Origin of the sequence: Parabacteroides distasonis, assembly GCF_004793765.1 — a bacterium.
GTDB lineage: Bacteria > Bacteroidota > Bacteroidia > Bacteroidales > Tannerellaceae > Parabacteroides > Parabacteroides distasonis_A.
Map to the genome: position 1 here is coordinate 87,851 of NZ_SRYM01000004.1, position 13,861 is coordinate 101,711.

General features: G+C 45.3%; 11 protein-coding genes. 9 read left to right on the forward strand and 2 right to left on the reverse strand.

Annotated elements, in window-relative coordinates; genetic code table 11:
• Window positions 1-56 precede the first annotated feature (56 nt).
• From E5342_RS02405 to E5342_RS02445, 9 genes are all read left to right on the forward strand, one after another.
• Entirely contained in the window at window positions 57-941 is an 885-nt protein-coding gene (locus E5342_RS02405) for a WD40 repeat domain-containing protein (RefSeq protein ID WP_121735753.1), read from the forward strand.
• Between the two features lie 53 nt (window positions 942-994).
• On the forward strand, window positions 995-2,314 hold the full coding sequence (locus tag E5342_RS02410; RefSeq protein ID WP_135958749.1) for an MFS transporter: 1,320 nt from the start codon (window positions 995-997) through the stop codon (window positions 2,312-2,314).
• 19 nt (window positions 2,315-2,333) lie between these two features.
• The gene (locus E5342_RS02415) at window positions 2,334-3,332 is read left to right on the forward strand and encodes a glycoside hydrolase family 130 protein (RefSeq protein ID WP_121735751.1); all 999 of its coding nucleotides are present in this window, start codon (window positions 2,334-2,336) and stop codon (window positions 3,330-3,332) included.
• Between the two features lie 73 nt (window positions 3,333-3,405).
• Complete coding sequence (locus tag E5342_RS02420; protein ID WP_121735768.1) at window positions 3,406-3,747, forward strand: hypothetical protein; 342 nt, start codon at window positions 3,406-3,408, stop codon at window positions 3,745-3,747.
• 272 nt (window positions 3,748-4,019) lie between these two features.
• The gene (locus tag E5342_RS19570) at window positions 4,020-4,175 is read left to right on the forward strand and encodes an alanine:cation symporter family protein (RefSeq protein ID WP_246867044.1); all 156 of its coding nucleotides are present in this window, start codon (window positions 4,020-4,022) and stop codon (window positions 4,173-4,175) included.
• A 135-nt stretch (window positions 4,176-4,310) separates the two neighbouring features.
• Window positions 4,311-6,029: a phosphoethanolamine transferase gene (locus E5342_RS02430; protein ID WP_135958750.1), complete on the forward strand. Its 1,719-nt coding sequence runs from the start codon at window positions 4,311-4,313 to the stop codon at window positions 6,027-6,029.
• Between the two features lie 17 nt (window positions 6,030-6,046).
• Window positions 6,047-8,533 carry an ATP-binding response regulator gene (locus tag E5342_RS02435; protein ID WP_135958751.1) on the forward strand — a complete coding sequence of 829 codons (2,487 nt, stop codon included), beginning with the start codon at window positions 6,047-6,049 and terminating at the stop codon, window positions 8,531-8,533.
• A gap of 370 nt (window positions 8,534-8,903) precedes the next feature.
• Entirely contained in the window at window positions 8,904-10,076 is a 1,173-nt protein-coding gene (locus tag E5342_RS02440) for a DUF418 domain-containing protein (RefSeq protein WP_121735748.1), read from the forward strand.
• A 50-nt stretch (window positions 10,077-10,126) separates the two neighbouring features.
• Window positions 10,127-11,446, forward strand: a complete 1,320-nt coding sequence (locus E5342_RS02445; protein ID WP_121735747.1) for a sigma-54-dependent transcriptional regulator — start codon at window positions 10,127-10,129, stop codon at window positions 11,444-11,446.
• A 24-nt stretch (window positions 11,447-11,470) separates the two neighbouring features.
• Here the strand turns inward: E5342_RS02445 and E5342_RS02450 are convergent, their stop codons facing one another.
• A complete protein-coding gene (locus E5342_RS02450) occupies window positions 11,471-12,433 on the reverse strand; it encodes a GNAT family N-acetyltransferase (RefSeq protein ID WP_135958752.1) in 963 nt (320 codons plus the stop codon).
• A gap of 3 nt (window positions 12,434-12,436) precedes the next feature.
• The gene (locus E5342_RS02455; RefSeq protein ID WP_135958753.1) at window positions 12,437-13,354 is read right to left on the reverse strand and encodes a DUF2156 domain-containing protein; all 918 of its coding nucleotides are present in this window, start codon (window positions 13,352-13,354) and stop codon (window positions 12,437-12,439) included.
• Window positions 13,355-13,861 lie beyond the last annotated feature (507 nt).

Consider the following 13,861-nt stretch of genomic DNA (forward strand, 5'->3'; position numbering starts at 1 on the left):
TCCAGTCGCAGGGGTAGGGTTTACCTGCCCCTGTTTATTTATATAAATATTAAACCATGAAAATCTATACTTTTATATTATCCGCATGCTTGCTACTCGTATGTTCCGCATGCCATGAGGCGTCGCATCATCTTTTATTAGGCGGTTCCGGTTGGGACAAGATCGCCATCGTAAACAAGAACACGAAAGGAATTGAATGGGAGCATCCTTTGGAAAAGGGATGGGAATGTAATTCCGTAGCTGTTACTCCCGATCGGAATATCCTTTTTTCCTATTCGAAAGGGGCGAAGCTAATCACCCGGGATCATGAGGAGGTCTGGAATATCTCCGCTCCAGAAGGTTGTGAGATGCAGACAGCCCGTGTACTTCCCAACGGTAATTATTTATTGGCGTGGTGTGGAAACCCGGCTGCGATCATGGAAGTGAACGCAAAAGGAGAGATCCTGTCGAAAACAGATTTCGATACCCAAATTGAGCAACCCCATGCACAATTCCGTCAAGTAAACAAGAATAAGCGAGGCAATTATCTAGTGCCCTTGTTTGCTACCTCCGAGATCCAGGAAATATCCCCATCCGGTCAATTGCTGAAAAGCGTGAAAGTAAACGGTAACCCGTTTAGCGTAGCTGCGTTGGATAATGGTAATTATCTGGTCGCTTGCGGTGATGCCCATTGCTTCATCGAACTGAATTTCGAGACCGGAGAGGTCGTTCGTAAGATGAACGCAAACGATATAGAGGGAGCTCAGCTCTTCTTTGTCGCCCAACTACTCCCTAAACGGGACGGTGGTTTATATATCTGTAACTGGCAAGGACATGACGGAGAGGCGGCGAAAGGACATTTTCCTCAGTTGATCGAGATAAACGGAGCTGGAAAGATGGTCTGGGATTTGAATGATAACGCCACCTTCGGGATGATCTCTTCTATTTGTCCGATCGATTAAAGATATATCCGGACTATTAATTATATTTTGTACACCTAAATTCTAAATAATGCATGGAAGAAAAAAACACGAATGCTACTAAACGTCAAAACCCTGTAACTTGGGTTCCTAGTGTCTATTTTGCTATGGGATTACCATTTGTAGTGCTGAATATGGTTACTGTACTCATGTTTAAGGGGCTAGATATATCAGATGCCCAGATTGCCTTATGGACCTCGGTTATCATGTTGCCTTGGACCTTAAAACCTTTATGGAGCCCGTTTCTGGAAATGTATCGTACCAAGAAATTCTTTGTCGTATTGACCCAGTTGTTGTCTGGTTGCTTATTCGGTTTAGTGGCTTTGGCGTTAAACTTGCCGAGTTTCTTCGCTCTATCTATCGCCTTATTAGGTATTATAGCGCTTAGCGGAGCTACGCATGACGTGGCTACAGATGGTGTTTATATGAAAGAACTCTCGCCGGAGGATCAAGCCAAATATATCGGTTGGCAAGGTGCGTTCTACAATTTGGCGAAGATCGTAGCTACGGGTGGTTTGGTCTATCTGGCAGGTTATATGATGCAATATTTTACTGGGATAGGGCTGGAGAAAGAGGCCGTGATATACGCTTGGATGATCGTTATGTTGCTTTGCGGTACAATCATGATCCTGCTTGGTTTTTATCATATGAAGATGCTGCCTTCGGGCGGGAAAGCCGCTATCGGAGAACATTCGTTGAAGGAGAGTTTGGCTGAGTTGTGGCTGGTCTTCAAGGAATTCTTTACGAAGAAGCATATCGTGTGGTATATTTGTTTCATCATATTGTATCGTTTTGCCGAGGGGTTTGTGATAAAGATCGTACCTTTGTTCCTGAAAGCTCCGGTAGTTGATCAAGGATTGGGGCTTACGGAGCAAGAGATCGGTTTGTACTATGGTACGTTTGGAGCGGCGGCGTTTGTGTTGGGCTCTTTGCTCGGTGGATATTATATCTCGGCCAAGGGATTGCGGAAGGTATTGTTTACGCTTTGTTGTTGTTTCAACATACCGTTTTTGGTATACACGTTCTTGGCGTGTTTCCAGCCGGATAATGGTTTCATTATCGCTTCCGCCATCGTGTTCGAGTACTTTGGCTATGGATTCGGTTTCGTGGGCTTGATGTTGTTCATGATGCAACAGGTTGCTCCGGGCAGGCATCAAATGGCGCATTATGCGTTCGCCTCGGGTATCATGAATCTTGGGGTGATGCTTCCAGGAATGATGAGCGGTTTCGTGAGCGACTGGCTAGGTTACAAGTATTTCTTTATCGTGACCTTGCTGGCGATGATTCCTTCGTTCTTGGTAGCCTATTTCGTACCGTTCACGTATGACGATAAAGGTAATAAGTTAGTACAGTAATATTTTAATAGGATTAGTTATGGATAATTTGAAAATCGTAGGCGCTCCGCTGCCTGATATGCCTTGGGAAGATCGTCCCGAGGGTAGCAAAGAAGTATTGTGGAGATATTCAAAGAACCCGGTGATTCCTCGTGATATCCTTCCGACATCAAACAGCGTGTTCAACAGTGCTGTTGTCCCTTTCAAGGGTGGTTATGCCGGTGTGTTCCGTTGCGACGATACGAATCGCCGGATGCGTTTGCACGTAGGTTTTAGTGCGGATGCCATTCGTTGGAATATCTCCGAGACGAAACTCGAGTTTGAGTGTGATGACAAGGAGATTGGTGAGTTTGTTTACGCTTACGATCCCCGTGTATGTTTCATCGAGGATCGTTACTACGTGACTTGGTGTAACGGTTATCATGGCCCGACGATCGGCGTGGCTTACACGTTTGATTTTGAGACCTTCCATCAGTTGGAGAATGCTTATCTGCCTTTTAACCGTAATGGCGTAATGTTCCCTCGTAAGATTAACGGCAACTTCGCTATGCTGAGCCGTCCGAGCGACAACGGTCATACTCCGTTTGGTGATATTTTCTATAGCGAGTCTCCGGATCTGTGTTTTTGGGGTAAGCATCGCCATGTGATGTCTCCGGCTGCGTTCGAAGATAGTGCTTGGCAGTGCATGAAGATTGGTGCGGGCCCTATCCCTATCGAGACTTCCGAAGGCTGGTTGTTGATTTACCACGGCGTGCTTCATTCTTGCAATGGGTATGTGTATAGCTTCGGTTCCGCTATCTTGGATTTGGAGCAACCTTGGAAAGTGAAATTCCGTTCTGGGCCTTATCTGTTATCCCCGCAAAAGGATTACGAGTGTATGGGAGACGTTCCGAACGTAGTCTTCCCCTGCGCTGCCTTGTATGATCCGGAGACGAAACGTATCGCTATCTATTATGGCTGTGCGGATACGGTAACAGGATTGGCTTTTGGCTATATTGATGAGATTCTGGACTTTACGAAGAAACATACAATCATTTAACAGACTCGATAAAAACAATATACTTTTGCACGAAAGTATATTGTTTTTTTATGTAGGTAAAAGTATAAAAGTTATGACAAAGATACAACAGTTTTTGGCAGATCTGCCTAAGGAGAAGAAAGCCTTGTTTGTCCCTATTTTCGGGAATGTGGAGAAATTTTATATGGTAGTTTACTTGATCGCTCGGAATGAGCATGTCACCGATTTGGAGAAGCCGGATCGTTATGAGGATCGTTTACAGGTGATTCGCCAGATACGTAACCAGGTGGAGAAACTAGTTTCCTCGTATGGCTTGGACGGAGGAGAGATTGTAGCCGATATCGCCAGTGACTATTTTGAGGACTACGTCAATTACAAAGAGTCGGAGCTAGACATTACGAATGATGAGTTTATTGCTATCCTCCAGAAAATATAGGAGATAAATATAATCTTATTGTGTAGTAGTGTCTTTTTGATTGTAAAAAAGCAATCTTGTAAGTCTAAAATGAAAAACAAAGGCTTGTAATGTTGCTTTTTGTTTTGTTATTCTTAACTTGCGATATCATTATTAAAAAATGTAGGCTGATGATGCAAGAGTTGAACAACTTACTATCCCTTATGGTCTTATTACGGTGATCGGTCGGTGACCTAACTTTGGGGAACGAGATATTCCGTGTCTACCACATAATTTATATTGTCGGATTTTTCTTGACTTCATTTAAGGATACTACTATTGCTTGGACATTATTTGGTATCACTATGGCCTTGATGACGTTTCCGAACTTGATTGGTATCTTGCTGTTACATAATGAAGTGAAAAGTTCTATGAATGAGTATTGGCGACGGATGAAGGAGAAGTTATGAATGCTAATAACATTTTTTGTGTATAATACGCTTTGTATGTGTTTAATAACGCCTATCTTTGCCAATTACCGGAATTTCGGGTTCTGGATATGCGTTGAGAAGAGTAATGACTGAGAGTTGGCAAAGTTTTATTGAATGAAGTATTTTACAAAGTTAATACGCTGGATATCCTTACAGGAGCATTTATATTTTTTATTTGCCCTGTTATTTATCATCCCCAACGGTGTGTTCTTTTTTACGGAACCGCTTCCTGTCACGGTTGGTATCGTATCGTTGCTGATACCTTTAGCCTTTTGGATGGGTGTTTTGTTAGTGGCTCGTAAACCGGGAATCATGGTTTGTTGCCTGTTGCCGAAGGTTATATTAGATGGGGGACAGTTGGTGCTTCTGTATCTTTTCGGGCAGTCTGTGATAGCGGTCGATATGTATTTGAACCTTACCAGCTCAAACGCTTCCGAGGCTAGCGAATTATTGGGGAATATCATTCTGGTGATCGGTTGTGTATTCTTTTTCTATACATTACCTACTCTAATACTCGCTTATCGTTCGATACGGCAGAAAGAGAAATTGCGAAATTCTTTCCGGAAGAAATGGGCCAAGATCAGCTTAGGCATGTTTGTCATGGGCTTGATTCTTTGCTTCCTGTCTCCTTTGCAAGATCACCGATTTTCGTGGAAGGACGATGTGTATCCGGCTAACGCCCTATACAATTTATACTTCGCCATAAATAAGGCGGAGAGGAACCGTAAGTATCATATTACTTCCGCCGACTTTAAGTTCGACGCCACTAAGCTGGAACAAGCTGAGGGAAAACAGGAGATCTACGTCTTGGTAGTGGGAGAGACCTCCCGTGCCATGGAATGGGGCCTTTATGGGTACGAGCGCAAGACGACTCCCCGTATGGAAGCTTTAGACGGATTGGTGCATTTTACGGATGTAGTGACGCAATCGAATAATACGCATAAGAGTGTCCCCATTATCTTGTCTGCTGCCAGTGCCGAGAATTATGGAGTCCTTTACGACGAGAAAAGTATCGTAACTGCTTTCAAGGAGGCCGGTTTCCGTACGCTCGTGATCGCCAACCAGAAACTAACGACCTCGATGATCGGCGCTTTTTACCGGGAGGCGGATACTTTTATCGATATGAGTGCGTTTAATACGGGCTCTACGCTGACCTCCTTGCACGATGCGGCAATCCTGCCTTATCTAAAGAAGGAGTTGGATAAAGAGGACGGTAATCTTTTCGTGGTACTGCATACTTATGGCTCACATTTCAATTACCATGAACGTTATCCGAAGGAGTTCCGTTTCTATACGCCGGATAAGGCGGAGGGAATCCGTGCCTCGTATAAAAAGGAGTTACGGAACGCTTATGATAATTCCATCCACTATACGGATTATGTGTTGGGGGAAATCGCAGATATGCTGGCGAAGACAGATGCCCCGGCGTCCATGCTTTACTTAAGCGATCATGGCGAGGATATCTTCGATGATTCCAGAGCTCGTTATTTGCATGCCTCTCCGATACCGACTTATTATCAGTTGCATATTCCTTATGTGATCTGGTTCTCGAAGGCTTACCGGGAGTCGTATCCCCAGAAATATCTGGAAGCGCAGGCACACGAGACTTATCCGGTTAGCACGAACAGCGTATTCCATACGATGCTTGATATAGCCGGTGTGCGGACTCCTGTGGCCGATTCCACGTTTGCCTTAACGAATCGTGCCTTCAAGGTACGTGACCGTATGTATTTGGGAGACCATGACGACCCGATCCCTTTTTGGAAAGTCGGCTTAAAAAAGCAGGATTTTGAGATGATGGATAAATGGGATATCGCTTATGATAGGAATTAGGCTAATTTCAACCGTATATGAAAGAGCAAAGCAGACATATTACTAGCAAGGTGATATTAGGATATATTTTACTGATTACCATTGCGGTCTGCTCGGTCGCTTACATTTATAATATAGTAGAGAAAGTGGCTGAAGAGGACGAGCCGGATCATCAGGCACGCCGGAAGGTGTACTTGGTCACCAATACGCTCTCCCTGCTCTATGAAAGCGAGGCATTGGGGCAGTTGGTAGGCATGCCCCAGAACGAGTTCCGCCACTTCAATCATACGTTGAATAAGGCCCATAATAATATGGATTCGTTGAGGACCTTGGTGACGGACTCCATGCAACTCCTAAAAATAGATACGATCGACATACTATTGGAGCGTAAGCGATGGAATACCCGTCGCTTGCTTGAGACTTGGCAGGAAGCGAACACGGAGCGTCTTTATACGGAGAATATCGAGAAAATAATTGCTGTCCGGGATACGATCGTAAACGAGATGCAGGTGCAAGAGCGGGTAGAGGTCAAGCAAGATACGGTGGTAGTTCCCCGTAAGAAGCGGGGATTCTTTAAGCGTTTGGCTGACGTGTTCTCTCCCGGCAAGGAAGATACCAGCATCGTGGTGAACACAACCCGGGAGATCGTCATCGATACGTTGGTGAACGCTTATAATCCAACCGACACGATTGTCAGCGTGCTGAAAAGCATCCAAGACAGTGTGGCTTGGCAACGGCAACAACTGATGGATCAGTTGTTGGAAAGGGCCTCTAACTTACGATATAACAATAGCGTGATTACCCGGGAGATCAACCAGATGCTCCGTAATATCGAGGAGGAGGAGATGAAGGTATCGCTAGAAAGGGTCTATAAGAAGCAGGTACTATTGAGGGAGACCTCCCATTTGATCGCCGGAATCGCAATCGTCTCCGTGGTAATCGCCTCTCTGTTCCTCTTCTTTATCTCACGGGATATTTCACGAAGTAAATATTACCGTATACAACTGGAAAAGGCGAAACAGGTTGCCGAGAGTTTATTGCGAAGCCGTGAAAAGCTGATGTTGACGATCAGTCACGATATACGGGCTCCGCTCTCTTCCATCATCGGATATATTGAGCTTTTGTTACGACGCCATCCGGACGAGCGTCAGCAATATTATTTGGAGAACATGAAAGGTTCCTCGGATCATATCCTTTCTCTGGTGAACGACCTGTTGGATTTCCAGCGGTTGGAGTCCGGCGAGATGGAGGTACATAGCGTTCCCTTCCGTGTCCCAGCCTTGTTCGATGAGATCTATACTAGCTTCCTGCCGATAGCGGAGGCGAAAGGCTTGCGGTTTGTCTTGAACCTGAAACCGGAGGAGACAGGGCAAGTTTATATGGGCGACCCGATCCGTATCCGGCAGGTCGTAGGAAACCTCTTATCCAACGCTATCAAGTTTACGGAAGCGGGGCGAGTCGTTTTACTTGTCTCCCTACAGAAACTGTCCACTGCCCATTATCAACTGTCTATTACCGTCAGCGATTCCGGTTCGGGCATCCCGAAAGAGGAACAAGAGCGGATATTCGGGGAGTTTACCCGCCTTGCCGATACGGAAGAGGCAGAAGGTTTCGGTCTGGGTCTCTCTATCACCCGTAAGCTTCTGTCCTTGATGAACGGTACGCTTGCTTTGGATAGTACCCCGGGGAAAGGCAGTGATTTCACGATCTTGTTACCTCTTCCCTTGGCCGATAACCAATCTTTGCCGGACGTAACGATGGAGGCTCCGGATGCTGGTGAGGCCGAGGCTTTACCCTTGTTTGAGGGGCAAGATGTCTATTGCCTTCTGGTAGATGATGATCCTCTACAACTGGCCTTGACGGAGGAACTCTTGAAGCAGAGTCACGTGCAGGTGGTCGGTTGTACGAATCCGCATAATGTCCTCGAACTATTGCGGAACACCGTATTCAACGCCATTATTACCGATATACAGATGCCGACGCTGGATGGTTATCATTTACTGGGGCAGATACGTACGTCTGGTATTCCTGGAACGGATAAGATCCCAGTGATTGCCCTGTCCGCCAGTATCGCCAAGGAGCACGACCATTATCTGGAGGCTGGTTTCACGGGTTTCTTGAACAAGCCGTTTACCGCCGCCCAATTAATCTCCTTGCTGAATGAGTTGCTGACACTCCGTCTGGAGGCAAGGAGCGAGTTGAATTTCTCTTCGTTGACCGCTTTCGCCGGAGAGGATCCGGAGGCTTCAGCCTCTATACTGAAAACCTTCTCGGAGGAAACCCGCAAGAGTATCGACTTGCTTCGGGAAGCGTTAGAGGGAAAAGACAGGAAGGAAGCCTCCCGGATATCTCATAAGTTGATTCCCCTGTTCACGATGCTGGGGGCCAATTCTTTGGTGCAACACCTGCGGATCTTGGAGAAGAACGATGAGGAGCTGACTGATTCCGGCTGGTACCACCTACTGGGCGAGGTAATCGAGCAAGCGTTTGCTATTGTGAAGGATGCGGAGTCCGCCATCGGATAATCTTGTGGAATCCGGTGTGGAATAAATACCCATCCGTGGAATGCCTTTCCCACGTTTTTGAAATAAAATTCTACTTTATAGAAACAAAATTTATCTGTTACTTGTTAAATAATAAGTAGTTAGATATTCATTATCGTGCGTTTCACCGGCTTTGGCACGATATTCGCTATCTATTTAATGAAATCGTAAGTGGGCGTTTCTACATTGTAAACCGTTAAAAACAAAAGTCATGAATTTATTCATGGCGAAAGATTAAGTCCTGAGTATTCAATTTAAGTCTGTAAAAGAAAAAGGCATCCTTTCGAGGATGCTTTTTCTATTTAGTTTCGTTACTTTTGCCACGAAATAATAAAATCTACTGAATCATATCATGGAACACGTACTACAATCCCGACCTCGTATCGAGGTGGTCGATGCATTACGAGGATTTGCCGTTATGGCTATTATCCTATTGCATAATATCGAGCATTTTAACTTGTATAATTTTCCTGAGGCTACTACCGATTTTATGAAAGCCTTGGATAAAGGGGTATGGGATACTTTGTTCTTCCTCTTTTCCGGGAAGGCGTATGCTATTTTCGCCCTGTTATTCGGTTTTAGCTTTTTTATCCAGTTTGATAACCAAGCGAGGAAAGGGAAGGATTTTCGGCTTCGTTTCTTCTGGCGGTTGGTGCTCCTATTTTTTATCGGTTGCTTCAACGCCTCGTTCTTCCCAGGGGAGATCTTGGTGCTTTATTCGATCTTGGGTATCGTGTTGATATCGGTTTGCAAGTTGAGTAATAAGGTGGTCTTGGCGATTGCTGTGGTCTTGATGCTACAGCCTATGGAGTGGGGTAAATTCATGTATGCCCTGATGCATCCGGAATATGTGGCATCCAAGGAACAATGGCTTGTGCACTGTATGCGGATCTATCCGTATATGGAAGGTACCAGCTTTTGGGAAATGGTCAAGTCTAATCTGTGGGACGGGCAGCTGTATAGTCTTCTCTGGGCTTGGAGTTATGGACGTTTCTTCCAGACATCGGCTCTCTTTATGCTGGGTATGTTGTTGGGGCGCAAGAGGTTGTTTGTCAATCTAGAGAAACACCGGACGTTTTGGACAAGGACCTTTGTTATCGGGGTAGTTTGTTTCATTCCCCTCTATTATTTGTCCCTTTCCCTACCCGGTTTGCTGGAGCGTACCGAAGAGTTTCGCCCGATGAGTACGATCGTGTCTTCCTTGCGTAATTTCTCGTTCATGTGTATATTGGTATCTTCCTTTATCGTCTTGTGGCAGTGGAAGGTACCTCATAAGGTGCTTCACGGGCTTGTACCTTACGGGAAAATGAGTTTGACGAATTACCTCACGCAATCGATGGTAGGCTCTTTCATCTATTTCGGATACGGTTTATCCCTGTATGACGATCTGGGAACGACCGCCAGCTTCGTCGTAGGAATCCTTCTTTTCATTTTCCAGCTAGGTTTTTGCCACTGGTGGTTAGCCCATCATAAACAAGGCCCTTTCGAGGGAGTATGGCGTAAAGCTACGTGGATGTTTTCTTGATTCGTTTTATTTATTTACCTTTGTGGTTACTATAAATAATCTGAGTGGGTATGCTGTCGATTCTAATCGTTGAAGATGATATAACTTTTTCCCTGATGCTTACTACATGGCTGGGTAAGAAAGGGTTTGTTGTAAGATCCTCGTCCTCTGTTTCTGATGCTAAACGGAGGCTGGGGGAGGAGGCGTTCGATTTAGTTATATCGGATTTGCGCCTGCCGGATAGCGACGGGATCGACTTGTTGAAATGGTTGAAAAGTACCCATCCTTGCTTACCCCTTATCATGATGACCAGTTATGCAGAGATACAAACCGCGGTTCAGGCGATGAAACTGGGAGCGGCAGATTATATCGCCAAACCGTTAAACCCGGATGAATTGCTGGGAAAGATCAAGGAACTTATGTACGTGGAAGAAAAGGCTCCGGCGAGAACCCCGGTTCCCTCGGCTCCGGATCTTTATATCGAAGGGCAGAGCCAAGCAGCCCGCCAGCTTTATGAACATGTACGTTTGGTAGCTCCGACGGATATGTCCGTATTGGTGACCGGTGCTAGCGGTACCGGTAAGGAGTATATCGCCCGTCGGATCCACGAACAAAGTAATCGTAGCAAGGCTCCGTTTGTCGCCGTGGATTGTGGTGCTATCCCTAAAGAATTGGCGGCTTCCGAGTTCTTCGGCCACGTGAAAGGTTCTTTTACGGGGGCGATCGAGAACAAGACTGGGGCGTTTGTGGCTGCTCAAGGCGGTACGATATTTTTGGATGAAATCGGTAACCTGACGTATGAGGTACAGGTTCAGTTATTGCGTGCTCTACAGGAGCGCAAGGTAAAGCCGATCGGGAGCAATCAGGAGATTGCTATCAACGTGCGCTTGATATCTGCGACGAACGAGAACTTGCGGCAGGCGATCGAGAAAGGAGATTTCCGCGAGGACTTGTACCATCGTATCAATGAGTTCACGATCCGTATCCCGGACTTGAAAGAGCGAAAAGAGGATTTGCTATTGTTTGCCAATCATTTTCTCGATCTGGCGAATAGCGAGCTCCAGAAAGATATCATCGGTTTCGACAATGATACCATGCAATTGTTCCAATCCTATTCTTGGCCGGGTAACCTGCGGCAGATGAAGAACGTTATCAAGTACGCTACCTTATTGGCGACTGGTCGATACATCACCCGCAAGGAACTTCCGGAGGAACTGACGGAGAACCTCTCTTCGCACACCAACGTTCAGCTTAAGAACGTGGAGCATGAACGTGACCTTATCCGTAAGGCCCTCCAAGAGTGCGGCAATAATAAGACTCGTGCGGCTCAGTTATTGGGCATCGACCGGAAGACACTCTACAATAAGCTGAAGATTTATCAGTTGGATTGAAAATTCCGTGTTTTATTTTAGGCATTAATCCAGCATCAAACTCATATAAGCCATTCTCCCCTGATAACCCATCAGCTGTCGTGTGAGCGTTTGGTTATCCATTTGCTCCAAGTCTTTTTTGGAGACGGGGTTTTCGTGTTGTTTGGATAGCCAGAGGTGGATCATGCGTTTCGTATCGATGATGCGGGCCATACCCATAGGTAAGGTACTTGGAGGGATGGGAGGGGTATTGACCGTCGTTTGTGATACGTTATTTTGCTGGGTAAGCTCTTGCAATAGTAATTCCTTGATCTCTTCCGAGTCATAAAGAAGCTCCTTGATAAGAAGCTTTTTACCGGACGGCACTGTATCTGCCTCAAGAGTCAATGCGAAAGCCATGCCAACTACCTTCTCGTTCTCGTCTAAGGCCGTGTACATCCCCCCGTTATCTAATTGCAGATCACGAAGTATCGTGAAGAAATCATCTTGCGAGTGCAAGATACAGGAAGGGCGTTCACGTAATTTGCGGTTGAAATAAGCGAACAATTCGTCAGTTGTTGGTACCTCCGGTTGGATAACCGTTATCTTTGGGAGTTGAACCGGCGTATTCGGGCGGATATACGTTTCCACGGAGTAATCGAATGCCTCGGTATAACCCTGTTCTCTGTAATAGTCGAATAGCCAAGGATCGGCAGGGATCAAGGTGGAGATAGCGATCTCACGCCGTTCCATTTCCTCGAATGTCTTTTGCAAGAGTTCTCGCATAAGCCCTTGCCCCCTTTCTTCCGGAGCCGTGCACGCCCCGGAAATGTAGCCTACCGAGATCTCGTTGCCCAAATAAGTCATCGTATAAGGAACTATCTGCAAGGCAGATACTATTTTACCATCCTTCTCGATGGTCATTGTGTTCTCGTCCTTGTAAACACGATCAAAATAAAGGCTGATAAATGCCTCGGAATCCCTGAAACAGGTACGCCATAAGTTTACGATTTGTTGTTTCTTGTCCATAATTTATTTAGTTTGCGTAAATTGCTTTTTAATTACGGCGCTCTTCTCTAGTAGTATGATAGGTTGATAAGAAAGTTTTGCTTGGCGTAACCCCGGTATGCCGAGATCCTCTTCCCGGTTCACGTACGTATACTGTTCAGGAAGGTGAGAAGCGAACTCTTGGTTAATCATCGTATAGGCACCGTCGAAATTCACGTCCGCTTTCTCCACGTGAACCCCGAACGTATTATGATTGATAGGTGCCCCAAAAGAGAAAGCGATAATCTCGTTATCAACCCGGAGAGCACCACCGACCAGACCTAGACTGTCAAAATGATGCAAGGCATAGGTGAGGGAGCGACGTTCGTCATTAAGCTCTTCCTCTCCATTAGCCTCATTGTTCGCCTTATACCATTTACATTCCAGTTTCAGGCATTGTGGTACGATATCCGGCGTGATAGGGATATACTCGTACGAATATTGTTTCTTGAAATTATTGATATGATTACGTTTGGATTGATATTTTTTACCCCGTAAGGTTGCTAAATCCTCCCGTAAATAAATATAGTCGAAATAATCCCGTTCCGGGATATAGAAAAAACTTCCGGGAAGTACGCCTTCCAGTTGCTCCTTGGCGTCGGGGGTGATACCAAACATACAGAGTGGATGTCCATATTTTAAGGAATCCTCTTCCAGCAAATGGACGGCATCCGCTAAATTTCCATTCCCGACAGGCATCATATAGGCGAAACGGCTCTTGTTTTCGATCATAAAACGAATTAATAAATTGCCATCCACGATGGCGAGTTCACTATCATATAAGAAACGCCAACTGCACATGTTTGCGAATGAGAAATCACAATTGCGATAGTTACTGGGAAATGTAAATGAGGTTATAATCTCTTTGTCTTCTAACCTGATCGGTTTAAACGGTATATCCATAAATATTCTTGTCCTGTTTTACAAACTGCAAATATAAAACTAAAATACGTGTGCGAATGTTTAGAATGGGAATAATATAAGGTAATATAAATACCAGCGATCAAGACTATGCTTTCCCAATTACTCGTTTTATAAGCCTCCTCCACATTACGGAAACGCCCTTGGGAAGACGACCGCCGGCGTATCTCCAGAATAAAGAGATTATAAGTCTGCGTAACGTTTAATTCATGCAATTTTTTGTCTCCAATCCGGAATCTGGGCTTGATTTGTATCCGATAAAGATTATCTGATAATTGGTGTTTCTTGGCTAACTCTTTAGGGGAGTGCCCGGTTGTAGTCTTTGCGTTTTTTCCATCCTCCTTCTTAATCAAGATGAGTTTGCACTGAGGAATCAAGGTAACCAAGCTGATAAGCATACAAATAATCCCGATCAGCTCGGGAAAAATGCCTAAACTTATAAGTTACAGCCATTTTGTAAAATAGGGGCTGGAGCGATTTTGCGGTATG